Annotated in this window: 16 protein-coding genes; 8 read left to right on the top strand and 8 right to left on the bottom strand. The window is 72.6% G+C overall.

Annotated features, from left to right (window positions below; genetic code table 11):
- Positions 1-147: 147 nt before the first annotated feature.
- Complete coding sequence (locus ACFWB8_RS27925; protein ID WP_385232846.1) at positions 148-2,418, bottom strand: plasmid pRiA4b ORF-3 family protein; 2,271 nt, start codon at positions 2,416-2,418, stop codon at positions 148-150.
- A gap of 465 nt (positions 2,419-2,883) precedes the next feature.
- Between ACFWB8_RS27925 and ACFWB8_RS27920 the strand changes: the two genes are divergently transcribed.
- The 5 genes from ACFWB8_RS27920 (at position 2,884) to ACFWB8_RS27900 (ending at position 8,920) form a co-directional block, all read left to right on the top strand.
- On the top strand, positions 2,884-4,032 hold the full coding sequence (locus ACFWB8_RS27920) for a hypothetical protein (protein ID WP_385232843.1): 1,149 nt from the start codon (positions 2,884-2,886) through the stop codon (positions 4,030-4,032).
- A gap of 42 nt (positions 4,033-4,074) precedes the next feature.
- Positions 4,075-5,082: a TauD/TfdA family dioxygenase gene (locus tag ACFWB8_RS27915; protein WP_385232840.1), complete on the top strand. Its 1,008-nt coding sequence runs from the start codon at positions 4,075-4,077 to the stop codon at positions 5,080-5,082.
- Positions 5,083-5,640: 558 nt separating this feature from the next.
- Positions 5,641-6,684: an NAD(P)-dependent alcohol dehydrogenase gene (locus ACFWB8_RS27910; RefSeq protein WP_385232837.1), complete on the top strand. Its 1,044-nt coding sequence runs from the start codon at positions 5,641-5,643 to the stop codon at positions 6,682-6,684.
- 148 nt (positions 6,685-6,832) lie between these two features.
- Positions 6,833-8,038, top strand: coding sequence for a DUF4185 domain-containing protein (locus ACFWB8_RS27905; RefSeq protein ID WP_385232834.1), 1,206 nt, complete (start codon positions 6,833-6,835; stop codon positions 8,036-8,038).
- 42 nt (positions 8,039-8,080) lie between these two features.
- Positions 8,081-8,920, top strand: coding sequence for a serine/threonine protein kinase (locus tag ACFWB8_RS27900; protein WP_385232831.1), 840 nt, complete (start codon positions 8,081-8,083; stop codon positions 8,918-8,920).
- Here ACFWB8_RS27900 and ACFWB8_RS27895 read toward each other — a convergent pair.
- From ACFWB8_RS27895 to ACFWB8_RS27875, 5 genes are all read right to left on the bottom strand, one after another.
- Positions 8,913-9,647: a tyrosine-protein phosphatase gene (locus ACFWB8_RS27895; protein WP_385232828.1), complete on the bottom strand. Its 735-nt coding sequence runs from the start codon at positions 9,645-9,647 to the stop codon at positions 8,913-8,915. The two genes, ACFWB8_RS27900 and ACFWB8_RS27895, sit on opposite strands and share 8 nt — an antisense overlap.
- 34 nt (positions 9,648-9,681) lie before the next feature.
- Positions 9,682-13,521, bottom strand: a complete 3,840-nt coding sequence (locus ACFWB8_RS27890; RefSeq protein WP_385232825.1) for an SAV_2336 N-terminal domain-related protein — start codon at positions 13,519-13,521, stop codon at positions 9,682-9,684.
- Positions 13,518-14,624, bottom strand: a complete 1,107-nt coding sequence (locus ACFWB8_RS27885) for an AAA family ATPase (protein ID WP_385232822.1) — start codon at positions 14,622-14,624, stop codon at positions 13,518-13,520. The genes ACFWB8_RS27890 and ACFWB8_RS27885 overlap by 4 nt, the downstream gene beginning before the upstream one ends.
- Before the next feature lie 157 nt (positions 14,625-14,781).
- Positions 14,782-16,833, bottom strand: a complete 2,052-nt coding sequence (locus ACFWB8_RS27880) for a hypothetical protein (RefSeq protein WP_385232819.1) — start codon at positions 16,831-16,833, stop codon at positions 14,782-14,784.
- Positions 16,830-18,080 (bottom strand): hypothetical protein, encoded by a 1,251-nt coding sequence (locus ACFWB8_RS27875; protein ID WP_385232816.1) that lies wholly within the window; start codon positions 18,078-18,080, stop codon positions 16,830-16,832. Before ACFWB8_RS27875 ends, ACFWB8_RS27880 begins: the two co-directional genes overlap by 4 nt.
- A 237-nt stretch (positions 18,081-18,317) precedes the next feature.
- On the opposite strand from ACFWB8_RS27875, the gene ACFWB8_RS27870 reads away from it, so the two are divergent.
- Complete coding sequence (locus ACFWB8_RS27870; protein ID WP_385232814.1) at positions 18,318-20,621, top strand: immune inhibitor A domain-containing protein; 2,304 nt, start codon at positions 18,318-18,320, stop codon at positions 20,619-20,621.
- Here ACFWB8_RS27870 and ACFWB8_RS27865 read toward each other — a convergent pair.
- Positions 20,590-21,732, bottom strand: a complete 1,143-nt coding sequence (locus ACFWB8_RS27865) for a M20 family metallopeptidase (RefSeq protein ID WP_385232878.1) — start codon at positions 21,730-21,732, stop codon at positions 20,590-20,592. The genes ACFWB8_RS27870 and ACFWB8_RS27865 overlap by 32 nt on opposite strands.
- A 144-nt stretch (positions 21,733-21,876) precedes the next feature.
- A complete protein-coding gene (locus tag ACFWB8_RS27860; protein WP_385232811.1) occupies positions 21,877-22,929 on the bottom strand; it encodes a phosphatidylinositol-specific phospholipase C domain-containing protein in 1,053 nt (350 codons plus the stop codon).
- 213 nt (positions 22,930-23,142) lie between these two features.
- On the opposite strand from ACFWB8_RS27860, the gene ACFWB8_RS27855 reads away from it, so the two are divergent.
- Both ACFWB8_RS27855 and ACFWB8_RS27850 read left to right on the top strand, forming a co-directional pair.
- Entirely contained in the window at positions 23,143-24,090 is a 948-nt protein-coding gene (locus tag ACFWB8_RS27855) for a trypsin-like serine peptidase (protein WP_385232808.1), read from the top strand.
- Between the two features lie 41 nt (positions 24,091-24,131).
- Positions 24,132-24,505 (top strand): IS5 family transposase (locus ACFWB8_RS27850; RefSeq protein WP_385232805.1); only part of this gene is annotated, 374 nt, incomplete at its 3' end.

The following is a 24,505-nucleotide window of genomic DNA, read 5'->3' as shown; positions in this document are numbered from 1 at the left end:
GGGCAGCCCGGATTCTCGTACGACGACCCGTGCCACGTTTCCTCCGCCTCCCCGCCTTCATCCCGGCCGCGCGCAGCGCACAGCGCCGCCGCCGCGTCATCTCACCCCATCACATCCGCACTGCCCGCGGAACCTGAGGTGAGAGCCTCACTGTCGGGAACGAGCCTTGTTCGCCGCGGTGCGCAACTGCTTGGCCAGCCGCTTGTCGGTGTCACGCAGCTTGTCGCCGAGCGTGGCGAGCACCTGTCCGGTGGCGGGGTGCGCCACCCGCCACAATTCATCCGCCAGCTGTTCCAGCTCCCCCGCGGGGAGCTGGTGGTCCCCGCGGAACGCCTCGTACAGCTCCATGCCGTCAAGGCCGTCGACGAGGAGCGAGAGGCTGTCGATGAACAGCCAGGACGCGGCCTCAGCGGCCTGGGCCCGGTCCGCCGGCGGGTCCGCAGGGGGATGCGCGCCCGCCGTCGCCGCGGCCACCTGACGCACCCCCTCGACCTCGGAGTCCGCCGCCTTGCGCAGCACCCGCAGGGCCCGTAGGTCGTCCAGCCCGGCCAGCACCAGCTGTGCCACCCCGCGGCGCGCGGAGGCCTCAGGTCCGGTCCCCGCGCAGGCGTCGAGCAGCTGCACGGCGGCGTCGACCGCGCTGCGGCGCTCCAGCCAGCCGTCCACCTCCTGCCGCATGGCTTCCGGGGTGTAGCCCAGGACCCCGAGGAGCAGGGTGGCGGCATCCGCCTCGGCGTACTCACCGAGCAGCGGCACCCGGACTCCGTAGTCCCGCAGGTGCTCGCGCACTCCGTAACGGCCGAGCGGGGTGAGGCGCATCCGGCCCGCGCACCCTTCCTCCGCGGCAGTCTTCGCCGTGGCAGCCTCCAGGGCCCCCGTGCCATCTACCGGCATGCCCCCCACGGCGTTCAGCACGGCCCGCAGCAGATCGCCCGGGGTGTCGCCGCCACGCTCACCGGGCTCGTACTCGACCGCGCCGAGCGGCCCCGCGCCCTCCCCCAATTCCCGGAAGCACGCCGCGAGAAGTACCTCCACCAGATCGGACTCCTGCGGGGCGACGAGGTCCCCAGCTTCAAGACCGCCGAGCTCGGCGAGCATGTCATCGAGATCGAGCCAGGCATCGTCCGGGGTCTCGTAGAGGGCCCCGACGATTCCGTCGGCGGTCTCCCCCCACAGCTCCGCCAGCCCACTGCCGGCCAAGCTCCCACCGATCGCCGCGCCCAGCGCGCCGGGCAGGAGGTCCAGCGCCGAGTCGCCGATCTCTTCGAGGACTGCACCAAGCACTTCCGACCAGCATTCCAGCAGCTCCTCGCCGCTGTCGTCCACGCGCGTACCGGCCCGCGTGCGGCCCCCGCTGATCGTGATCAGCCCCGTATCCAGGGCCAGCCGCCACGGGTCGTCGAGGCAGGGGACGTCTCCGGCACTCCGCAAGGAGGTGAGCGCCCGCGAAGCCGCATCGGCGTACGCCGAGCCGGCGTCGGCCAGTTTCCACAGCTGGAGTTCCTCGATCGCCTCACGGGCTGCCGCGGGGCGCAGCACCTCACGCGCGGTGACCTGACGCCCCTCGGCGCACCAGGCGGCGAGCCGCAGGGCGGCGTCGAAGACCGGAACGCTCCGCACCGCCGCCACGAGATCCTCACGAGGAGCCAGGGTGACGGGACGCAGCGGCGCGGCGAGTTCATCCGGGTCCTCGAAGCCCTCGAAGTCCTCGAAGTCGACGCCCGCCGAAACCACCGGGTCGCCCACGCGGCACCGCCCGCAGGTGCACAGCTCCACATCCCGGGCCGTCAGCCGCTCGACTCCCTCGCGCGGGGCGGGGGCGCCGGCGGACACCGTGCCCACCGCCAGCCGCGCCAACCGTGCGGTGACCTCGCCCTTGTCGAAGACGGCCGGATCGTAGCCCTGTGCCCTCAGGTCGGCGATCAGTTCGCCATACGGGTCATGTCCCGCACCATCCGGGTGATCGAGGAGCTCCAGCACCTCCGCCAGACCCCGCACACCTCCGATGTCCTCGGCCGGCACGTGGGCGCGGCGCCCTCCGGTGCAGCGCACGGCGCGCGGGGCGCCCTGCGGGCGTGGCAGCGTCTTCTCCAGCGTGATCCGGTGTCCCCAGTCGTCACCGAGGTCATAGGTGTAGGTCAGCCCAGCCCCCGCCTCGACGAGGACATCGCCGAGCGCGGTGGCGTCCTGGTCAACGCCGCCGATGTCGAGGTGGCGGGCGCCGTGATCGCCGTAGTGTCGGCCGAACTCATCGGCGAACAGGTGCGGATGACCGCCGCCCCAGCCGAAGGCGATCTGGATGGCATCGTGCAGCGTGCCGAGTGGGGCATCGGAGGGCAGCACGATCCGCCGCCACAGCGGAGGCCTGCTCCCGGTCAGCACGATCTTCAGCTGGAGGTCGGCCTGACCGTCTGTCACGTCACGTCGCGCCACGGACTCCGCCACTCTCGTTCTCACCCGGACGGCCCATCCTGCAACACGCGCCGCGGCCCGCACAAACCCGCACATCAGGGGCTGCCGCGGAGTGCCCATCACCTCGATCGCCACCGAGACGACCGACGCGCCTGCCCTCCCGACACCGCGCCCAGCGTCTCGCGCCGGCACCCGGCGTTCTCGAAGCCGGATCCGGGGAGGACCAGGCGTTTCGCGGCGATCAGCGAGCGGTGGTGAGGGGCGGGGTTTTCCCTTCGGACGTTGGGGAACGCTGCCGTGCGTGCTCATGCGGCGTGCAGCGGGCCGGTGCTCCGGGAGGCCCAGTACCAGGCGCTTGACCGAGTCACTGATCGCGTACGGGAGGGAGGCGGGCAAAGGCGCGACCAGGCGGGCGTCCGTGCCGTCAACTTGCTTGCACAGCGCAGGAATTGACTTGCGCCAAGGTTTCGCGTGGAGTGTTCTTGGCGAAACACTTCAACCATGGGCTTACATCAGATCGTCGATCATCCTGCCGTCGCCGTCTTCCGTGAACCCCGAAGCGGGCGCCCCACCCCGACGCTGGGCCCGCGGGTCGAAGCTGAGGCGAAGCGGACCGCGCGCGTGCTGGCCGGGGTGGCAACGCACGCCAGGCCTGTCGAGCGGACCGCCGTGCTGCGGCAGGCCACTGCGGTTACCGGCGAGTTGGTGAGCGCGCTGTCGGCTCTGGCTCCGGCCGTGGCCGGTGAGGGAGTGCCGGCAGAGTCGATCAGCCAGTCATACTTCCGGGTCCGGGAGGTGGAACTGTCGGATCAGCAGGCTGCCGTGCACGGCGCCCTGGTCATCCACCGCGGACTGGAAGATCTCTGTGATGCTCCGCTGTCGGGCGCCGACCTTGCGCTGGAGGTGGCCGGGATGCGGCAGGCGGTGCTCGACCTCACCGGCGCAGCGCCGAACGCCGGCTCTGACCTGGTCCCGCCGGTGGCCCTGCCCGAGCCTGGTGCGGGGCCGCCGCTGGAGAGGGTGTGGAGTGCGCGGTGGCTCATCGGGCACCAGGTCCACGTCCTGTTCAACATCTGCGCCGCGGTCGCCGTGGCCGACGCCACCCGGCAGATGCGCCACGGTGACCGCGATGCCGCGCTGCTGCGGCTGGCAGACGCGACCGTGTACGTGCGTGGTTTCCCGGCAGCCATGACCCACGCCAGTACCATCCCGAGCGATTACTACATGACCGCCGTACGCCACACCATGGCGCCTCCGTCGGTGGACGTCCCGTTGAGCGGGCGCCAGCATCGCGGCTACAAGCTGTTCCGGGCCGCGATGAAGGACCTGCTGGCGGTGGTTCCCGACTCATATCAGCACCTTGCGGCCCGCGCCCCTGAGCTGGCCGAGGCACGAGGCGCTCTCCTGGAAGCCGACCTCGTGGACAGTGAACGGCACGTCACCCTGGCTTACTCGATGGTGCATCTGCGCCGTTCCATCGCTCAAAGGCCTGAAGGCCCCGACAACGCCGTCGCCGAACTACGGCTCATGCGCCACCGCCGCGCGGCCCAGTACGCCTCCCTGATCCGATTCGGGGACCACTACATCGCCGACGCCGTCGCCGGCCTGCGCCACGCGTGAGTTCACCCGTCCGCCAGCACCCGCAACCGACAGGAATCCCGGATGCCCGAAACCGTGCCCGGCACCACCCAGAGCACCGTCGCCGCCGACTGGGAACTCGATCCGTCCGATGCCGGAGCGTGCGAACAGACAGCCCGCACCCTGTGCACCGGCGGACCCGACCAGGTCGACAGCCCTCAGTGGGTGGCACGGGCCCGGGACGCCTGGGAGGACCTCCCCCTACTGCTGCGCCGTGAGGTACGCCGGTTTCGACGACACTCCGGCCCGCACGGCACATTGGTGATCGGCGGCCTGCCCACCGATCAGCCGGCCCTGCCCGCCACACCGGCCATACCCGGCTCGGTCCAGCGTCAGGCCACCGTCCCGGCCGCGGTCCTCACCATGGTGGCCTGCGGGCTCGGCGATCCTCTCGCCTACCGTGCCGAGAAATCCGGCGCCCTCGTACAGGACGTCGTGCCCGTGCCCGGGCAGGAGACCTTCCACGGCAACGCCGGATCGGTAGCGCTCTCCTTCCACACCGAAAACGGCTTCCACCCCCACCCACCCGACTATGTGATCTTCCTGTGCCTGCGCGCCGACCACGACCGCATCGCCGGCATGCGCGTCGCCGGCATCCGTGAGGCGCTGCCCCTCCTCACCCCAGCCAACCGCCAAGCCCTGTTCGCACCGGAATTCATCACCACACCACCACCCTCCTTCGGACCCGGCACCGCCGCGAGTGCGCCCCCCGCCACACCCCGGCCCGTGCTGTCAGGAGCAGTCGAGGACCCCGACATCCGCATGGCCCAACTCGTCACCACCCCGCTCACGCCTCGAGCCACCGCGGCACTGACAGCTTTCGGCAGCGCCTGCGAGGCGACCGCCCGCACCCTGCACCTGACCCCCGGCGACCTGGTCATCATCGACAACCGCGTCACCGTGCACGGCCGCACCGCCTTCCGCCCCCGCTACGACGGAGCAGACCGCTGGCTGCAACGCACCTACGCGGTCGCCGACCTGCGCCGCTCCCGCGACCACCGGCCCGACGACGACCACATACTCATCCGCTGACCGCCCTGGAGAATGGCCCACTGCACCGGCTGCGGGCTCTCGGCGGACCGCGACACATCGGAGTGCGCCTGGCCGTCGACCGAGACGCCCGCGGAGTAGCCGGGCGTCGGCATGACGCGGATGAACGAGGGCTTCCGGCTGATCGTCTTGCCGGGTCGGGTGTGGTGAACTCGATGCCGCCGGGGTAGGAGACGCGGCCCTTGGAGTCTGGGCCGTCACCGGCCGTTGAACCGATCACCATGCTGAAGCCCCGGCCGTCGGCGTCCATCAGGAACGGGCAGATGGCCTCCAGCGTGAACCCCCCGCGCTCCCTCCAGGGTCGCGCTCGGTCGGTAGTTCACCGGATCACCTCCTGCGGCGATCACCGCTGTCGCCACCGACAGTGAGGTTCCCTGCCCGTAGCCGGTTCTCACTCTGCGTCGATCAAGCGTGTGCGCCACAGAAGAACAGGCTGTTCAGCGGCGGTGCCGCCGTGCGGCTGCCGCAGTGGCGTGGCGGAGCCGTGACCTGCGCGGGAGGCTTGTGGAGGGCGCTGTCATACCGACCACTGGAGACGACATGCTCACCGTCAACGCGTACGCCGCCACATCGGCGACCGATCCGCTCACACCGACCACCATCGAGCGCCGCGACGTCGGCCCGCACGATGTCCTCATCGAGATCAAGTACACCGGCATCTGCCACTCCGACATCCACCACGTCCGCAGCGAATGGGGTGAGGCCACCTACCCCGTGGTTCCCGGCCACGAGATCGCGGGCGTCGTCGCCGAGGTCGGCCCCGAGGTCACCGCGTACGTCGCCGGTGACCGGGTCGGCGTCGGCTGCATGGTCGACTCCTGCCGCGAGTGCGCCAACTGCCGTACGGGCAGGGAGCAGTACTGCCTCAAGGGCAACACCCTCACCTACGGCTCGATCGGCAAGGACGGCACCCTCACGCAGGGCGGCTACTCCACCCACGTCGTCGTGAACGACGACTTCGTCGTCAAGATCCCCGACGCCATCGCACTGGAGGAGGCCGCGCCGCTGCTGTGCGCCGGCATCACGACGTACTCGCCGCTGGCCCGCTGGGGCGCCGGCCCCGGCAAGAAGGTCGCCGTCGTCGGGCTGGGCGGCCTCGGCCACGTGGCCGTCAAGATCGCGCACGCGATGGGCGCGGAGGTCACCGTGCTGTCGCAGTCGCTGAAGAAGATGGACGACGGCCTGCGCCTGGGCGCCGACCACTACCACGCCACCAGCGACCCCGAGACCTTCCAGACGCTCGCCGGGGCCTTCGACCTCATCGTCAACACGGTGAGCGCCGTACTCGACCTCGACGCCTACCTCGGGCTGCTGGCCGTGGACGGCGCGATGGTCAACGTCGGCGCGCCCGCCGAGCCGCTGTCGCTGAGCGTGTTCTCGCTGATCATGCAGGGGCGGTCGTACGCCGGTTCGCTGATCGGCGGCATGGGCGAGACGCAGGAGATGCTGGACTTCTGCGGCGAGCACGGCATCGGCGCCGAGGTGGAGGTCATCCGCGCCGAGAAGATCAACGAGGCGTACGAGCGCGTCCTCGCCTCCGACGTGCGCTACCGCTTCGTGATCGACGTCTCGACCCTGAGGTGAACGAACCCACCCGCACCGGAAGCTCGGCGCCCCCACGGCGTCTTTCTAGAATAATTGTCTAGAAACTCACTCTACAAATACTCCGTGCGGGGGCCACGCTTCAACGGACGACGGGTCCCGGCCCCCGACACACCCGGAGGATCTCACCATGCCCATCCCCTCGCAGCCGGAACGCCACGACACCACCCGTCGGCCGGCAATCAAGGCCGGCATGGGCTTCGCCCTCGGGGCCGGGCTGCTCGGCGCCGCCCCCGGCACCGCGCTCGCCGTCGGCCGGCAGGCCCCGGCCGGGCGGCTGCTCCAGACCGGTACGCCGTTGTGCGAGCGGCCCGGCGACTCCGCCAGCGCGCAGGGGCTGGGCTCCGGCGACCTGGCCATCCCGTACCACCGGGAGCACGACAACACCTGGGGCTACGTCTTCGGCGACGCATGGCCCGAACCCGCCCTGGGCGGTCCCACCCTCGGCTGCCCCGTGATGCTGAACCAGGCCGAATTCGACGCCTCGGGCAGGACCCCGATCCCGTTCACCTGGGCCATGCCCACCGGCGGCGACGCCCGGCAGCTGTTCGACTACCAGCACAACCAGGACAACGGCTTCGGCTACGAGACCAGCCGGATCCCCAACGACTGCATCGAATTCGGCGGCCGCACCTACATCCAGTACACCTCCGTGACCACCTGGGATCCGCCCCACGGCTACGACGGCTCCCTGATGTCGGGCGTCGCCTACTCCGACGACTACGGCATCACCTGGAACGACTACCCCTACCACTGGCCCGGCGATGTCCAGGGCGCGAACCAGTCGATGTACGGCATGTGGTCCTTCGCGGGCATCGACCCCGACGGCTGGCTGTACATCTTCTCCAAGCGCTGGAACGGCAGCCACCGCAACTGGGGCGACGGCGGAGCGATCCAGCTGTTCCGCATCCGGCCCGACGAGTTCCGCGCCGGAAACTTCGGAGCCCAACGGAACTGGGCCTATCTCGACGGCCGTTGGCAGTGGACCACGGCGGTCGGGCCGTCGGCCATCCTCTCCGGGCACAACATCGGGGAGTTCTCCGTCAAGCGGATCGGCGGCACGTACTGCATGAGCTACTTCGACGTCGACGACTACTCGATCTGTACGCGCACCGCTCCCCGGCCGGACGCCGGGTGGAGCGCCCCCACCCCGCAGGTCGTCGGCGATGGCCGCCCGCCGCACCACTGGGGCAGGCCGCAACTGCCCTTCCTCTACGGCGGGTACATCCACCCCGGCAGCGCGAGCCCCACGTCCCTGACCCTGATCGTGTCGCAGTGGGACGTGGTGGGGAAGTCGGCCTACCGGGTGCTGCAGTACGACGGCATCAGGCCGTAGCCGGACGAGGAGTACGAGGAGTACGAGGAGGAGGGGACGACGATGAGCGGGGTCGTGATCCATGTCCCGGGGGACACCACCGGGGCTGACGGCGACGGAGCCGGGGTGGGAGCCGGGGCCGGCGCCGGGCTCGGTGTGACGATGCGGCTCGGGCCGGGGGAAGTCGTACGGTTCGGCCGGGGCTCGGACACGGTCCCGGTCGAGCTCCGGCTCCGCGACCCCGCGGTCTCCCGGCTCGCCGGGGAGATCCGGGTGACCCAGGACCACTGGCAGCTCACCAACCACAGCCCGACGCAGAGCTACCTCGTGGAGAACCCGGAGGGGGCGGGCGAGTACCTGAGGGTGCCGCCGCGCCGGGCGGCGGCTCCGATCCCCTTCGAGTTCGCCCGCGTCGTGCTGCCCGGGCGGGGGGCGGCGGTCAGCTTCCAGGTGTTCGCGCCCGGACACCTCTACCTCGACCGCCCCGGGGTGGGCGGTCCGTGGGGAACCCGCACGCTCACGGCGTACTCCCTGGACGAGACCGCCGCGTACTTCCTGGTGCTGGTCGCGCTGTGCGAGCCGCGGCTGCGCGACGAGTCGGCCATCGCCGTCCCGACCACGCCCCAGGTCGTCGAACGGCTGCGCAGCCACCCGGAGTTCGGACAGCTGACCGCCCGCGCGGTCAGCTCGCACATCGACTACCTCGCGGGCGACAAGCTCCGCCTCGCCGAACCGGCCGAAGGCCCGGGGCGCTGCAGCCGCCGCAACGGCAAGCGGGAGGCGCTCGTCGCGCTCGCGCTCCGCTTCGGCCTGGTCGGGGAGGAACACCTGACCCTGCTGCCGCCCCGGCCCCGCGGCGGGACGCCCGTCCTGTCCGGCGCGCGATCGGGAGGTTCTAGGTGAGCAGCCGGGCCCGGAGCCGGTCCGTGGTCGCGGGGGTGATGCCGACGCGGTCGGAGAGGTAGTGCGACGGGGAGCCGTACCGGGTGGTGAGGTCGGCGAGGACCAGCGAGAGTACGGTCTGCGGGGCGCGGCCGTAGGCGGGCCAGGTGAGGGTGCGGCCGGGGTTGGCGGCCTGCCAGTCGGCCCGCAGTCGGGCGGTCGCCAGCTCGGTGAGGGCGAAGTCGGCCAGGATCCGGTCGTCGGGGACGCCGAGCAGGGTCAGGACGAAGGCGGCGATCAGGCCGGTGCGGTCCTTGCCGGAGGTGCAGTGGAACACGGTGGGGCCGGCGTCGGAGGCGATGAGTTCGAGGGCCGCGCGGATCTCCGCCACGCCGTCCTCGGCGACCTCGGCGAAGCGGTCGGCAAGGTAGCGCCAGGGGTCGATGTCCGGGTCGATGGCGGCCTGGTCGTACGGCCGGTGCTCGATGCTGAGGTTGGCGTACGTGAACCGCTCCGGCTCCGGGACCCGGCCCTTGGCCTCGATCTCCCAGGGGTAGCGGAGGTCGATGATCGTACGGATGTCCAGGGCGAGGAAGCGGTCCCAGTCGGCGCCCCGCAGCTTCCCGAGCGAGTCGGCCCGGTAGAGCGTGCCCCACGCGACGGTACGGCCGTCGGCGGTGCGGTAGCCGCCCAGATCACGGAAGTTGTGCAGGAACTCGAACTCGATGTGGCGCCGATCGGCCGACATGTGCCCTCCCCCGGGTATCGACCGCCACCGTATCTCAGGCCTCCGGCGGCTGCGCCGGGTCGGGGCTACGGCGCAGACTGCGGGTGCCCGCACGGGACTTGAGCACCTCCCACTCACCCGGCGGCTGGAAGGGGAGCGCGGTGACCACCTCGGTGAACTCGGCGGGTCCCGCGAAGACAGAGTCACGGAAGTCGGCTTCGGCGTGGAAGGACGTGTTCACGAAGAGGGCCCGGCCGTTGAAAGCGGCGGCCCGGAAGTTCGTCTCGTCCATGAAGTCGACCCGCTCGAAGCGCGCTTCGCCGCCGATGGCCACGCGCGCGAAGTCGACCCGGCGCTCGAAGGTCGTGTCGCGCCACCGCAGGAAGTCGACGAAGGCTGCGGCGGCGAAGGACACCGTCCCTCTGAACCGGCCGCCCGTGGACACCAGGGGCCGCTCCCACCGTGCGAACGCGAAGGAGACGCCGGCGAAGTCGACCCCGCTCATTCCGGTGAGCCCGCTGAAGACCGCATGGGTGAAGTCCGCCGGCCCGAGGACGCTCATCCGGTCGAGGGCGGCCGAGGAGTCCAGCACCGCCCGGTTCATGTCGAGGTCCTTTCTGAAGGTGGCGCCGGTGAACCCGGCCGGACCGCGGAAGGCCGCCCGGCGGAATCCGGCCGTGCCCTCGAACCTGCTCCGGTCGAAGGCGCAACCGTTGCCGAACACGGTCCAGGCGAAGGAGGCGGGACCGTGGAAGGCCGCCTCCTCAAAGACGGCGCGGCCGGCGAACTCGGCCCGGTCGAAGGAGGCGCGGCCTTCGAAGACGGCTCCCGTCGTGATCCAGTCGTCGGCGAAGTACGCCCGGTCGAACACCACATCCGCCAGCAGCACTTGACCCGTGGCCGGCGCCACCACCGCATCCAGCACGCGCTGGAGCAGCCCGTTGTCGAAGGTCGTGCCGCGCAGGTCCACCAAGGCACCCGCGCCCCCGAGCGCCGCGAGGTACTCCGCCTGCTCGGCCTCGGACGCATGGGCGAGGCACCGGGGGTACCCCGGCAGCCGGATGCCGATGCACCCGGTCGGCTCCGCCTCGGTGGCCCCTTGACCGCAGTGCGGCCAGTCGATGGAATCCACGTCGGCGATGACATCGGCGTCGAGCAGGATCCGCGCCGTCTCGACGACGCCGTTCAGGCACAGCCACCCGGCGGGCCCGTCCTCGCGCGGCTCCAGGCGGCGCATCAGGATCGACAGGACGTCGCCCATCCGGTCCAGCGGCTCACACAGCACGAGGGCCACGGACTCCCCCGGGGCCGGATCCCGTAGCCGCTCCCCGAGCCGCGGATGCCGTACGAGCCGGCGGGCATCGGCCACCGCCGGCCCGCTCACCCCTTCCGCGCCCGTCTGAACCTCCCCCAGGGCGACCGCCACCCCCAAGGCCAGGACCCATCCGGCGGAGCCGGCCGTCAACCGCGCCACGACGTCCGGAAGTTCGGCGAGCAGTCGCGCCACCTTCCCCAGGGCCCGCGGCCCTTCCACGGCGACGAGCAGGTCCGTCTCGACCACGGCGGCGAATCGGCCGGTCATACCGATGTCGGCCATGACCCGCACGAGCTGCTCGATCAGGTCCGAGGTCACCTCCCGTCCCCTCGGCCCCATGGCGACCTCCGCGTGCAGCGCCAGGCAGGCCCCCGGCCCCGCGGCCGTCCGGGTCGTTTCCCGCTGGGCTTGCGTATGCGCCGCCATCACCTCGCGGAAGTCCCGCTGTTCGGCCAGAGCCTGCCCGGTGAGGAAGACCATGCGGTCGGGCCAGACGCTGTGGACGACGCCGATCAGCTCCCCGTCACGGGAGACCGGGGCGCCCCCGTAGTGGGTCCAGGCGTCCGGCTCGGCGGAGAGCCGGATGAGCTCCCCATTGCGCTCTCCTGAGGACGGGATCATCTCGCCGGTCAGTGCGATGGGCTCCCCCTGGTCGTTCGAACCGTCCACGCGCAGCCGCACCGGCGCGGCTCCCTCCCCCCCGTCCGGCTGCGCCCCCCATCGCAGCTCCGCCCAGGTCGCCGGATCGACCAGGTCCTCCACCGCCAGCAACAGGAACACCCGGGGCGCCGCCTCGTCCCACCACACCGAGCGGCAGGCGATCTCGCGGTCGCCCGACCGGACCCACGCCACCGCGCCGCGGCCCAGCCGGGCGTCGCCGACCGTCAGGACCATCCGGGGGGAGAGCAGTACGCCGACCTCCTGCGGCTCCGGCACGGGCTCGAAGCGGACCCGTACCACCCGGCCGCCGAGCCCCGGGTCCGCGAGCGGGCCCCCTGCCACGGCGAACGGCTGGGCTCCGGCGGCCACTTCACGGCGGCCCTCGGCACCCGTGGTGACCCGGGTCGCGGAGAAGTCCCGGCCGCCCGTCCGGTTGCGGGCCATGAACTCCCACACGCGGCGCCGGACCAACTCCCGCACGGCGGCCACGTCGCCGCGCAGCTGCGACCCGAGCAGGGCTTCCCGTACACCGGGCAGGAACTCGAACTCGGCGTCCTGCGCCTCCTGTTCGGCGCCCCACGGAGCGAACAGCCCGCCGAGGGCGACCTCCGCGAGGTGGCCGTGCTCCGAGTCCCGCAGCAGGGAGCGGCGTACGAGGGTCATCACGGGCAGGGTCAGCGGTACGGCGGCCAGGTGCGCGGCGAGTTGCTGCGCGGTGGGCGAGGCGTTTTGCCGGAAGCGTTCCACCACCTCCAGAGGGCTCGCGAGGGCCCGCGCCGGACCGGGGCCGCCCGGCGATTTCTCGTACGTCGACGCGGGCGCGGCTTCCGCGTCCAGGCGCAGGCAGGCCAGCCGCCGCCACCGCCCGTCCCCCGAGACCACCCGCACCAGCCGGGCCAGGCTCCCGGAGGCGATCCCCACCACCGGGACCACCGGCCCGCGCCCGCGCCCCCGCCGGACCACCGGGACCCGCTGCCAGGATCGGGTGGCGGCGGCGGGCCGGTCCGCCCGCACGGCGTACGGCACGGGCCGGACGGCGCCGCGCGTCCAGAGCCGTTCGGGCAGCACGTTCAGCACGGCCACGGCGTTGTGCGCGCACCAGTGCCGGAGCAGGCCCTGCAGCGGCGCCTCACGCCAGCCCGCCGCGACGGTGTCGGAGAGCACGAGGATCAGCCGGCGCCCCGCCGGGTCGGCCAGCTCCAGCGGGTTGCGGGGCGGCCCGCCGCGGGCGCGGGCGACCATCGGGGCGCCGCCGGGGCCGGTGCCGGCGAGCTGCCAGGTGCGCACGTCGCGGAAGACACCGCTGCGGGTGAAGACCCCGCGCAGCTCCTCGACCAGGTCGGACCAGAGCAGCATCGAGTGGTGGGTGTCCACGACCAGGGCCAGGTCCAGCCAGCGGCTCTCGGCGGGGCGCAGGACCGGGGTGGGCACCATCCGCTCGATGCTGCGTTCCACGGTGAGCTGCTCGTCCAGCTCCTCCCCCGGGCCGCCGATGGAGCGCCGGCCGACGGGGCGCAGGGAGCGCATCAGGGCGAGGGGGTCGTCCAGGGAGACCGCGCGGGGCAGGCGCAGGGGTGATCCCCGGCGCACCCCGGCCGCCGGAGCGGCGGCGGAGCCGGAGTCGGAGTCCGAGCCGGTGTCGGCGTGGTCGCGGCCGGGGCCCGGGAAGAGCCGGACGAGCGGTTCTCCGTCGGCAGCGGTCCGGGGCGGTTCGGCGTCGTCGGAGTCCGGTCGCGGGGCGGGCGGCGGGGCCTCGGTGATCGGGGCCTCGGGCGCGGCGGCGAGGGGGTCCACCCGGGCCGCCAGCCACAGGATGTCGGCTATCTCTTCCACCCCGACGCCGGTGCGAAGGACCCCGCCCCCGGCACCCCCCGCATCCTCGGCGCCCTCGGCGAACGCCGCGAGCAGCTTCTCGATCACGCCGAGGGTCCGGTGAGATGGTGCATGACGGTGGCGAGGAACCGGTCACGGTCCCCGGGGGCCGACCAGGCTCCGGCCAGGCGCAGTTGGATGGCGTTGAGGAGCTGGTCGGTGGCGAGGTCACCGTCCGCGGCCCGTTCGAGGAAACTCCGGACGATCTCCTGGTACTCGTCGTTGAGTTCGATGTCCACGCCCAGCCGGCGGCGCACGATGCGGGCGAGCTTGTCCGGTCCCGGCGCGTCCAGGTGGAGGCGGACGCAGCGGCGCAGGAAGGCGGGCGGGAAGTCCCGTTCGCCGTTGCTGGTGAGGACGATGACGGGGAAGTACCTGCACTGCACGCGGCCTTGGGTGATCCGGACGGCGGCGTCGGGGTCGTCATCGGTGCCGATGGCGACCGTCGGTTCCTCCTTGGCCAGCCGGCCGAGTTCGGGGATGGCGAATCCGCCGTCCTCGAAGACGGTGAGGAGGTCGCCGGGCAGGTCGATGTCGCTCTTGTCGATCTCGTCCACGAGCAGGACGCGCGGCCGGTCCTGCGGCAGCAGCGCGGTGCCGAGCGGGCCGAGGCGCAGGTAGCGGGAGATCGACGGGGCCGCCCCGGCCGGCAGCCCGTCCGGGGCGGCCCCGCCGCCGCCCGGTCCGGCGGTTCGGCCGCCTGTCGGCGGCCCCTCGGCGGCCGCCCCAGGGGTGCGCAACTGCTCCAGGCCCGCTTCCTGCAGCCTTCCGATCGCGTCGTACAGGTACAGCCCGTCGCGCAGCACGGTCCGGCTGGTGATGGGCCAGTGCAGTACGGGGCCCAGGTCCAGGTCGGAGGCGATGCTGTAGGCGAGCGTGGACTTGCCGACGCCGGGTTTGCCGGTGATCAGCAGCGGCCTGCGCAGGTGCAGGGCGGTGTTGACCACGTCCTTCTCGGGCCCGTCGGGGACGTACCCGTCGCCGCGCCGCCAGGTGCGCTCCCAGGCAGGGCCCTCGCACCCGGGCGGCGCGTACTGCGGGTCGGGGGTGCCGGTGAAATCCCGCCAGGGCGGCGGCGGTCCGGCCGCCAGCCTGGCGCGGCGCTCGACGGCCTCGCCGGTCCCGTGGTACAGCCACCAGTCCTTCGCCACTGCCTCTTCCTCCATCATCGGGTGTAGCGGTCGGTCAGGATCGGGTCGGGTCGGGTCGAGTCGAGTCGGGTCGGTCGGGTCGGTCGGGTCGAGTCGGGTCGGGTCGGGTCGAGTCGGGTCGGGTCGGGTCGGGTCGGCAATGAGGTCGGCATCGGGATCAGGCCAGGGACCGGAGGGTGAGCTTGTCGTCGGGATCGTCCCACAACAGCACCAACCGGTCTGCACCTGCGGCCAGTTGTCGGTTGCCCTCGGCTCCGCCGGTCATGCCGGCGGCCGCCCGGCGCACCTCCCGCACCCGGGCGGGCAGCGCCAGTACGTCCAACGCACCGGGCTGCGGGCGGCCGTCGGGCGCGAGCAGCTCCACCAGCCCGCCAGCTGCCGCGCCGCCACCGGGCCGCCACACCGCCACCGGCACCCCGCCCTCCAGCACGGCCTCCACCAGGGCGCCGGTCCGCGCGGCGGTCGAGGTGTGCGCGAGGACACAGGCGGGCGCCGCTCCGGCGCCCAGCTCCATCCCGAGGACGTCGGTGACCTCCGCGTCGGCCACCACACGGACGGCTGCGGAGTGCCGGCCTCCCTGGGCACGCAGCCAGCGCCACTTCGTCCGCCACTCCGCGACGCTGTCCTCGCGCTCCTGCGGGCAGCGCACGACCACCTGGTAGAGCAGGCCGAGGGCCCGGGTGCGTCCGGGGGCACGCCCGCGCGGCACCGGCCACCGGTCGAAGTCCGACTCCAACAGCTCGTACGGCACGTGGAACTCGATCCGCTGCACCGCGTCGTGCGACCGCCCGGCCTCGCCGTCTGCGCCCGGCACACTCCCGACGCGGGCGAGTTGGCGTACGAGCTCCTCCCGTACGGCGTCCAGTCGGACCGGCCCGGCCTGCGACTCCCAGATCTGTTCGGCGACTTCGCGCCGCAGCCACATCCGCGCCAGGAAGCCGTCCTCGCCGCCCGGCGGGGTCTCCAGCCGCACGTGCAGGACCGTACTGAGCGGCGGCGCGGGCGGTGGCGGCAGCGCGGGCAGCGCCAGGCGCTCCCGCGTGGCGTGCACCCAGCCGCCCAGCCGGGCAGACCACGCGGCGTCGCTCGCCCCGGCCCGCGCGGCGAGGAACCGCACGAAGGGCACCGCGAGCGGCAGCCCGCCGCGGCCGCCCAGCCGCTCGTCCAGGTCCTGGACCACCTCCAGCAGGGTGTCCCCCGGCAGACCGCCCTGCACGGGCGTCGTGCAGCCGGCCACCTTGAACGCCCACGCGTAGGCCTCGTACCCGCATCGGGGCAGGTCACGGCCCTCGAAGAGGTCACCGAGCTCGTCCCAGGCCCGCTGGTCCAGCCGAGCCGCGCGCGGCGGGAGGGCATCGGGCGGGTCCTCGTCGAGGAAGGAGCAGGCGTCCCAGTCCCGGTCCACCACGAACTGCGGCAGCTGCCAGCCCTCGCCGCGCTCGCGCAGCTCCTCGAAGCCGCGGTGGATGGACCGGGCGGCGCCGGCGAGCCCGGCGACGCCCTCGCGGACCGACCGCGCGCCGAGTTCGCCGAGCAGCGCCTCGGTGAAGCGGCCCGCGGAGCGCTCGGAGTCGTTCTGCGCGGCTTCGCCCTCGCGGGAGGCGTAGAGCCGGAATTGCCGGCGCCCCGGGACGGTGGCGCCGCCCCCGTAGTTCATGCTGCCGAAGTTCCACCGGGTGTCGCGGGGCGCGTCGACCCGGCAGGCGTCCACCAGGCTGGCCTGGAGGGGGAACCGGCGGTGCGCGACCAGGTCGGTGCGCCACCAGCGCAGCGCGGAGTCGAGGTTGAGGTGGCGGATCCGGCCGGGGAGGGCGTCGGCGTAGGGCAGCATGAGCTCCCGGCTGCGGTCCAGGAAGCCGTGCCCGGCCCAGAAGATCCAGAGCAGGTCGCCGTCACATTTGGGGAGTTCGTCGAACAGCACTGATGTGACGTTGGCCTCGGTGGCCGGGCGGTACGTCCCCTGCAGCGCGGCCAGGCCCGGGGACGCCGACCAGTCGAGCGCACGGGGTTCGAGCGGGGAGAGCAGCAGCCGTACGTGTTCCGGCGGCACTTCTCCCGGCCCGGTCAGCCACTGGGCGAACCGCATGGCGTCCCGGGCCGGGCCGTTCAGGTCCCAGCCGTGGCTGATGTCGTACTTCTCGACGCCGGCGACGAGCGCGAAGGTGCGCCCGGGCCCCAAGTTCGGGGGCAGGAAGTCGGCCCGGCTCACCCGATCTCCGCCTCGGCCACCGCCTGTTCGATGCGCTCGTAGAGGGCAGCCTGTTTCCAGTAGGCGCTGTGGCAGGCGGGGAAGGGCTGCCGGCTCGTGATCCGGTGGTCGCTGACGCGCGGATCGCCGGGGAAGACGGGGCCCGCGAGGTACGAGAGCACGTCCTGGCGGTCGTAGATGTTGAGCCAGTGCGGGAAGGCGTACGGGAGTCTGGTGCCGGGCGCGATCCCGGTGAGGGCGCCGAGCTCGTAGAGGAAGGGGGCCTGCGAGCCGACGGTGACGAGGAGTTCCACTCCGGGCACGGGCTCACCGCGTGCGGCGGCGAGCGCGAGCAGGTCCACGAGGGCGATGCCGCCGAGACTGTGGCCGATGAGTACGGTCGGCCCGGGCTCGGCGGTGATCCGCGCGTGCAGGAACTCCCGCAGGTCCGCACCCCGGGACTGGTAGCGCAGGATGTCCCCGAGCGCGGGGGTGGCGCCGACGGTCAGCGAGGGCCGCCAGGCGTTGAGGAGCGGCTGGGTGGTGACCCGAAGGGCGAGCCGGCCCAGCACCGCGGCGGCGCGGGCTCCCGGCACGCGAGCGTCGCCGCCGAGGCGGGTGGTCAGCAGCTCGACGAGGCGGTCCCGCTCGACGGCGGTGCAGTCGGCCTCGGCCCCCGCGGAGGCGAGCGCGGCCGCGGTCACGGCGCGGGCCAGGGCGGTGGCCAGCTCCCGGGCCTGCGGCTGCCCGGTGGCGCGCTCGCCGGCCCGGGCCGCCTCCGAGGAGCCGGCTACGGCCTCCAGTGCGGCGGGGAACCCGGCGGCGAGTCCCGTGCCGCGCAGCAGGGCGGCCTGCTCGCCACCCTCGGGCACGGCAGCCGGTAACTCCGCCAGACGGTCCATCAGTTGGAGCACTCCGGCTCCGGCGGACTGCACCCCGGGCATCCCGAAGCCGTCGCCCTCGTCCGGCCCGGTGCCCCAGCCCGCCTCGGCCAGCACCCGCAGCTCGCACAGCGGGTCGGCGAGCAGCAGCGCCCACTCGGCCGCCTCGGCGTCCGCCGCGTCGGGCGCGGCCGGGTCACCGGGAGCGCCCAGGCCCGGCACGGACCGGCCGCCCGCGCCGAGGGTGGCGCCGAAGCGGTCCCCCCAGAAGCAGGAGTCCACGGCCGCGCCGGGAAACCTGGCGGTCAGCCCGCCCTTGACCAGTGCGAACAGCGTCTCGTGGCGCTCGCGCCGCACCCCGGTCCCGTGAACAAAAAGAAAACGCATCGCGGCCCCGCCCCCTCGTACGCTTTTCCCCCGCTCGGCACGATAGCGCCGGTCGGCGAAGAGAGGGCAGGGAAACGGGAGTTCAGATCTCGCGGCGATGGTGAGGCCGTCGGCGAGCGCGAGCGTGGCCCGCGGGTGCGCCGGACCTATCCATGACCTGTCACATGTGAAATATTACCGACGCTTCGACTTGAACTCCCGGAAAGGTCGACCACGTTGCGTCGCAGACTCGCTGCGGTGGGAGCGGCGATATCCCTCGCCCTCCTCGCCTCCCCCGCCCTCGCCGCCACCGCACCCCCGACCCCGCCTCCCGGCGGCCAGCAGCAGGCCGAACACGCCGCCGCCCCGCCGCCCGCGCCCCTGGAGGCGCAGCGCCAGGCCCTGCGCCGCCAGGTCCTCGAATCCGTCGCGGCCGGCGGCCCGGACGGCCTGCGGGCCGAAGCCGACGGCACGCTGCCCCGCCAGGCCAAGATCGGCAAGCGGTACGTCGAACTGGCCCAGGAGCGCAAGGACAAGGTCTTCGTCATCCTCGCCGAGTTCGGCGACCAGGTGGACACGACCACCGAATTCGAGGGCAAGCCCCGCTTCGGCGGCACCCCGGGCCCGCTCCACGACACCATCGGCAAGCCGGCCAAGGACGACAACCACACCCTGTGGCGGCGTGACTTCGACCGGTCCTTCTACCAGCGGCAGTTCTTCTCCACCGACCCCGGGTCGGCCTCGATGCGGTCCTACTACCGGCTCCAGTCGTCCGGCCGCTACGACATGGACGGCACGGTCAGCGACTGGGTCAAGCTCCCCTGGAACGAAGCCCGTTACGGCACGGACAACTGCTCCGAGCCCGGCCAGTGCCGCACCAACTGGGACATGATCCGGGACGCCACGGACGCCTGGTACAACGCGGAGCGCGCGAAGGGCCGTACGCCCGAGCAGATCAAGGCGCAGCTCGCCGAGTACGACGTGTGGGACCGCTACGACGCCGACCACGACGGCAACTTCGACGAGCCGGACGGCTACCTCGACCACCTCGTGGTCGTCCACGCGGGCAAGGACCAGACCTGGGGCGGCGGCGCGCAGGGCAAGGACGCCGTCTGGGCGCACCGCTGGTTCGCCTACTGGAACCAGGCCGGAAGCGCGGGCCCGGCGGGGAACAAGGCGGGCGGCACCCCGGTCGGCGACACCGGCATCTGGGCGGGTGACTACCTGACCGGCGGCGAGAACAGCGGGGCCGGCCTCTTCTCGCACGAGTTCGGGCACGACCTGGGCCTGCCGGACCTGTACAGCTCGGACGGGGACAACAGCGTCAACTTCTGGTCCCTGATGTCCTCGGGCTCCTACCTTGCCAAGGGGCCGGGCGCGACCGGCGAGTACCCCGGGGACCTCGACCCGTGGAGCAAGCTCCAGCTGGGCTGGCTGGAGTACACGGAGGCCGACGCGGGCCGCAGGACACGCGCCACGCTCGGGGTCTCGGCGTACAACACGGATGACCCGCAGGCCCTGTTGGTGCACCTGCCGCCCTCGGTGACCACGACCGAGCTGACCGACCCGTACGAGGGCTCCGCCCAATGGTGGAGCGGCACCGGCGACTTCATGGACAACACCCTCACCCGTACGGCGGACCTCACCGCGGTGGAGCCGGGCGCGGGTGCGGCCCGGCTGGACGCGCGGGTCTGGTACGACATCGAGCAGGACTTCGACTACCTGACGGTCGAGGCCTCCGCCGACGGCGGGACCATCTGGACGCCGCTGCCGGGCACGGTGAACGGGACGGCGATCGCCCCCAAGGGCGTCACGGGCACCTCGGCGGGCTGGGCCCGACTGTCCGTGCCGCTCGACCGGTTCGCCGGAACGAACGTCCAACTGCGCCTGCGCGTCACCTCGGACAGCAACACCCACGGCAAGGGCGTCACCTTCGACGACGTCCGGATCACGGCGGGTGACCGGGAGCTGCTGCACGACGGCGCGGAGCAGGGCGCGAACGGCTGGACGGCCGTCAAGTGGTCGCGTACGCAGGGCCGCACGGGCAGCGAGCAGCACCCGCGGGCGTACTTCGTGGAGAACCGCCGCTACACCGGTTACGGCGCGCAGCTGCGGACCGGCCCGTACAACTTCGGCTTCACCGGCGACAAGGTGGAGTTCTACCCGTACCAGCAGGGCGTGCTCATCTGGCTCTGGGACACGGCGTACAGCGACAACACCACCAAGGCGCACCCGGGCTCCGGGCTGCTCCTGCCGGTCGACGCCCGTCCGGAGCCGCTGAAGTTCACGGACGGGTCGCTGCTGAACGCCCGCGCCCAGACCTTCGACGCGACGTTCTCACTGCGCAAGAGCGACCGGATCGTCCTGCACAAGGCCGGGACCCCGCTCGTGGTCCCGGCGCGGCCGGGGGTCTCCGTCTTCGACGACCGCCACGGCTCCTACTGGAACGCGGAGTTGCCGCAGGTCGGGGTCAAGGTCCCGGACACGGGCACCCGGATCACGGTACTGAAGGAGGCCTCGGGCGGTGCGCTCACCACGGTGCAGGTGAGCCCGTCCCCGTAATCGCGCTCACCAGTGCGGCGACGAGGTGCGCCCGCTCGGCCATGGCCTCGACGACGAGGTACTCGTGGTCGGCGTGCGCACCGCCCCCGACCGCTCCGAGGCCGTCGAGGGTCGGTACGCCCAGTGCGGCGGTGAAGTTGCCGTCGCTGGCGCCGCCGACCGCCTTGCCTTCGAGACCGGGCAGCAGCTTCCTCGCCACCGCGAAGAGCTCGGCCGACGCCGACTCGGGCATCGGGGGCCGGCCGATGGATCCCTCGACCGCGATCCGTGCCCCGTCGAGATGCGGGGCCAGCGCGGCCAAGGCGGATTCGATGCGTTCCTTCTCGTCGCCCGACTCGACGCGGACATCGACGATGACGGTCGCCTCCGCGGGAACCACGTTGTCCAGCGTTCCCGCGGAGGCGACGGTCGGGGTGACGGTGGTGCCGGCCTCGGGCCGGCCGAGCGCGGCGATGTCCAGTACCTGGTGTGCCGCTTCGATCAGGGCGTTGACCCCGGCCGCGGGTTCGAGGCCCGCATGCGAGGCCCGGCCCGCGATGGAGACCTGGAAGGTGCCGCAGCCCTTGCGCCCGGTCTTCAGGCCTCCGCCGTCGGCGGCGCCCTCGATCACGAGCACGGCGCCGCAGGCGAGGGCGCGTTCCTCGATGAGGGCACGGGACGTACGGGAGCCGACCTCCTCGTCGGCGGTCACCAGGATCTCGACGCCCGACCGGTCGTCGAGCGCGGCCAGGCCGTGAACGGCCTGCACCAGACCCCCGAGCATGTCGAAGACCCCGGGGCCGGTCGCGTGCCCGCCCTCGACCTTGAACGGGCGGCGCTCCAGGGTGCCGAGCGGGAACACCGTGTCGTGGTGACCGAGGATCAGCACCTTGGGATCGCCGCCGGCCGACCAGTGGACGTGCGGTCCGGCCTCGCTGTCGATGAGGAGGGCCTGCCCGCCGAGGCGGCTCTCGATGACGGCGGCGACGGTTTTGGCCGATGCCGTCAAGGACTCGGTATCGCGCGACGGGGACTCGACCTCCACGAGCGTCCTGAGGTCCTCGAGCATCGCGTCCGTACTCACACCCACACCCACACCCACACCCACGCCCACACCGACGGTCTCGCGCATCGTCACGCCGCAAGAATACTCGGTGCGCCGTGGCCGCGCCGGAACGGATCTGCCGGCCCGGGTTGAGCCAGGCGTACTCCAGCGGCGCGGATTGGTCGATGGTGAGGGTGTGCGGAGCGTTGCAATCTATGCGCAATAGGGGTACTAGCCTCGCGGGAGGACGGTGGCCAGCACCGACGGCAGCGGGTACCAGTCCGCCGAGGCGATGGACGCGTGGTGCGCGGCCATCAGTGCGACGCGCTCGCGCGCCTGGGCCTCGGTGGGCCGGGTGCCGTCGATGGCCGGGGCGACGTTGTGGGCGTCGGTGGCGATCAGCAGGTAGTGGTTGCGGTCGTACCAGGCGGTGTCGACGGCGCCCCCCGCGTACGCGCCGGCATCCCCGTCGAAGATGACGAACCAGGGCCGGATCGTGGCGTCGGCGTAGCGCCCGCGCGGGTCCCCCGCCTCTGCCCGGTGCACGGCCGGGAAGGCGGCGGCCTGGCCGAGGCGGCCCGAGCCGGCGAGGGAGCGCAGGTGCTCGGCGTACTCCCGGTCGGTCCACAGCTTGTCGGCGCTGTTGCCCTCCTCGACGGTGCCGGGGATCAGCTCCACGAGGAACCTTCCCGCCATGTCGGCGCGGGCGGGCCAGGCGCCGGCGCGGGCGGCCGTGTCCAGGTCGGGGTACCCGGCGGCCAGCTGCCCGGGCCGGTAGAGGGCGTCGCCGAGCTTGGAGCCGAGCAGCGCGTCGAGTTCGGCGGGACCGCGCCCGAGGTTGGCGGCGAAGCCGTCCTTGAGCTCCATCTTGAGGATGACCGGGCGGTGGCCGGGGTGGGCGTCGTGCCAGCTGCGGATGTCGGAGAGGCAGCCGGCGAGGTTCTGGTTGCGGGACTTGGTGCGCAGTTGGGCGGGGGTGGCGGCGTTCTCGCAGTTGTTGTCGTTGCCGAACGGGTTGTCGTGGGAGACCCGCCAGGAGCTGCCGAAGAAGTTGGTCCACACGTCGAGTTCGAGCATGGCCGCGCCGGAGTCCAGGGCGTCCGCGAAGTAGGGGTACTTGGTCTTCTCGTAGGCGTTGTGCACGCCGACGCCGGTGGCCCCCGCATAGGAGGGACCGGCTGCCACTCCCGCAGGGGCCGCTCCCGCCGGGGCCGCGCCCAGCGCGAGGGCCACGGCCGTCAGCCCCGCCGTCACGACGCCCGTGATCCGCTTCCGCAATCTCATACTTTCGGCTCCCGTCCGCCCCGTCGCCCCAGTTGGGCTCAAGTCGGCTGGAGCGTACGGGAGTTGGGTGACATGCGGAAGGACGGGGGATGGCGGCCCGGGTACTGTGAGGACGAACACGTTCCGTTTTCGGAACCCCGGCCCGCGCCCTCCGCATCGGACCAAGGAAGATCGAACGAGGAGTCGCACCAGTCTCCGGAACGGGAGTGCCGCATGTTCACCAAGGTCCGCGGGCGGGCCGTACGGGCCTCCGTGTTCGCCGGCTTCTGCTGCGTCCTGCTCCTCGGCGGCGCCGGCTACGTGTGGGAGCTGCGCGCCCTCGCCGCCTTCCTCGACGACGGCGATCCCGTACGGGGCAGCTACGCGCAGGACCCCGGGGCCGCCGACGACACGGCCTCCGCCGTACTGGACGGCATGGCCCAGGAAGGCCTGCCGCCGGGCGACGGCGACACCGGTCCGGTGCCCGGCGGCGGCCCCGAGCACCGGGGGTCCGTGCGCTGGCAGCCTTCCGACCCGCTGGAGGCCCGGCCCGCCCCGGCCGATCCCGCGGTCGGCGCGCTGTTCTCCCCCGGCGAGGACGGCGACCCCGACCACCACTGCTCGGCGAGCGTGGTCCACTCCCCCGGCGGCGACCTCATCGCCACCGCCGCGCACTGTGTGCACGACGGCGGCTTCCGCACGAACCTCGCCTTCGGCCCGGGCTACCGCGACGGCTTCCTCCCGTACGGGGTCTGGGTGCCGACGCGGATCGACGTGGACCCCCGCTGGGTGACCGGCCGGGACCCCGACCACGACGTGGCCTTCCTGCGGATGCGCCGCCCCGGCCACCCCGGACAGCGGCTGGAGGACGCCGTCGGAGCCGCCGGGGCCATCCGCTTCGGGGCCCCGCTCCCGGCGCCCGCCCGGCTCATGGGCTACCCGAACACGGCCGAGGAGCCGCTGGAGTGCCGCAACAATGCCGTCGCCGCCGGGCCCTCGCAGCTGCGGCTGGACTGCGCGGACGTACCCAACGGCACCAGCGGGGGCCCGGTGCTGACCGGTGACCGCACCCTGATCGGGGTGATCGGCGGCCGCGACGGCGGAGGCGACGAGGAGACCTCCTACAGCAGCCGCTTCGACGCCGCCGTCCGCGCACTCTACGAACGCGCGGGCCGCGACTAGGCAGTGTCTTCAAAGGGTTCTGATGGGGGATCATGTGTTGCATGGTGCGTCGTCATGAGCTGTCGGATCTGGAGTGGGAAGCGTTGTCCGCGTTGTTGCCGCGGTCGTCGTCGGGGCGGCCTCGGTTGGACGACCGGCAGGTGCTGAACGGGATCGTGTGGAAGCTGCGGACAGGGTCGGCGTGGCGTGATGTACCGGAGCGGTACGGGTCCTGGCGGACTCTGTACACGCGTTTTCGCAGGTGGGCGCTGGACGGCACGTTCACGCAGATGCTGGCCGCAGTTCAGGCGGAGAAGGACGCGGCCGGTGACATCGACTGGTTGGTGTCGGTCGACTCCACGGTCGCGCGGGCCCATCAACATGCAGCGGGCGCCCGTAAAAAGGGGCAGGGCAGGGGGACGAAGTATGTGATCAC

Origin of the sequence: Streptomyces sp. NPDC060031 (assembly GCF_042736805.1) — a bacterium.
Classification (GTDB): domain Bacteria; phylum Actinomycetota; class Actinomycetes; order Streptomycetales; family Streptomycetaceae; genus Streptomyces.
Note: the sequence above shows the minus strand (reverse complement) of the source record. Positions and strands in the feature narration are given on the sequence as shown.

What these genes read in the sequence shown, in the direction of transcription:
- ACFWB8_RS27915 (WP_385232840.1), top strand. Translation starts at nt 4,075, where the DNA reads ATGCCCGAAACCGTGCCCGGCACCACCCAGAGCACCGTCGCCGCCGAC.
- ACFWB8_RS27910 (WP_385232837.1), top strand. Translation starts at nt 5,641, where the DNA reads ATGCTCACCGTCAACGCGTACGCCGCCACATCGGCGACCGATCCGCTC.
- ACFWB8_RS27905 (WP_385232834.1), top strand. Translation starts at nt 6,833, where the DNA reads ATGCCCATCCCCTCGCAGCCGGAACGCCACGACACCACCCGTCGGCCG.
- ACFWB8_RS27900 (WP_385232831.1), top strand. Translation starts at nt 8,081, where the DNA reads ATGAGCGGGGTCGTGATCCATGTCCCGGGGGACACCACCGGGGCTGAC.
- ACFWB8_RS27895 (WP_385232828.1), bottom strand. Translation starts at nt 9,647, where the DNA reads ATGTCGGCCGATCGGCGCCACATCGAGTTCGAGTTCCTGCACAACTTC.
- ACFWB8_RS27875 (WP_385232816.1), bottom strand. Translation starts at nt 18,080, where the DNA reads ATGCGTTTTCTTTTTGTTCACGGGACCGGGGTGCGGCGCGAGCGCCAC.
- ACFWB8_RS27865 (WP_385232878.1), bottom strand. Translation starts at nt 21,732, where the DNA reads ATGCGCGAGACCGTCGGTGTGGGCGTGGGTGTGGGTGTGGGTGTGGGT.
- ACFWB8_RS27860 (WP_385232811.1), bottom strand. Translation starts at nt 22,929, where the DNA reads ATGAGATTGCGGAAGCGGATCACGGGCGTCGTGACGGCGGGGCTGACG.
- ACFWB8_RS27855 (WP_385232808.1), top strand. Translation starts at nt 23,143, where the DNA reads ATGTTCACCAAGGTCCGCGGGCGGGCCGTACGGGCCTCCGTGTTCGCC.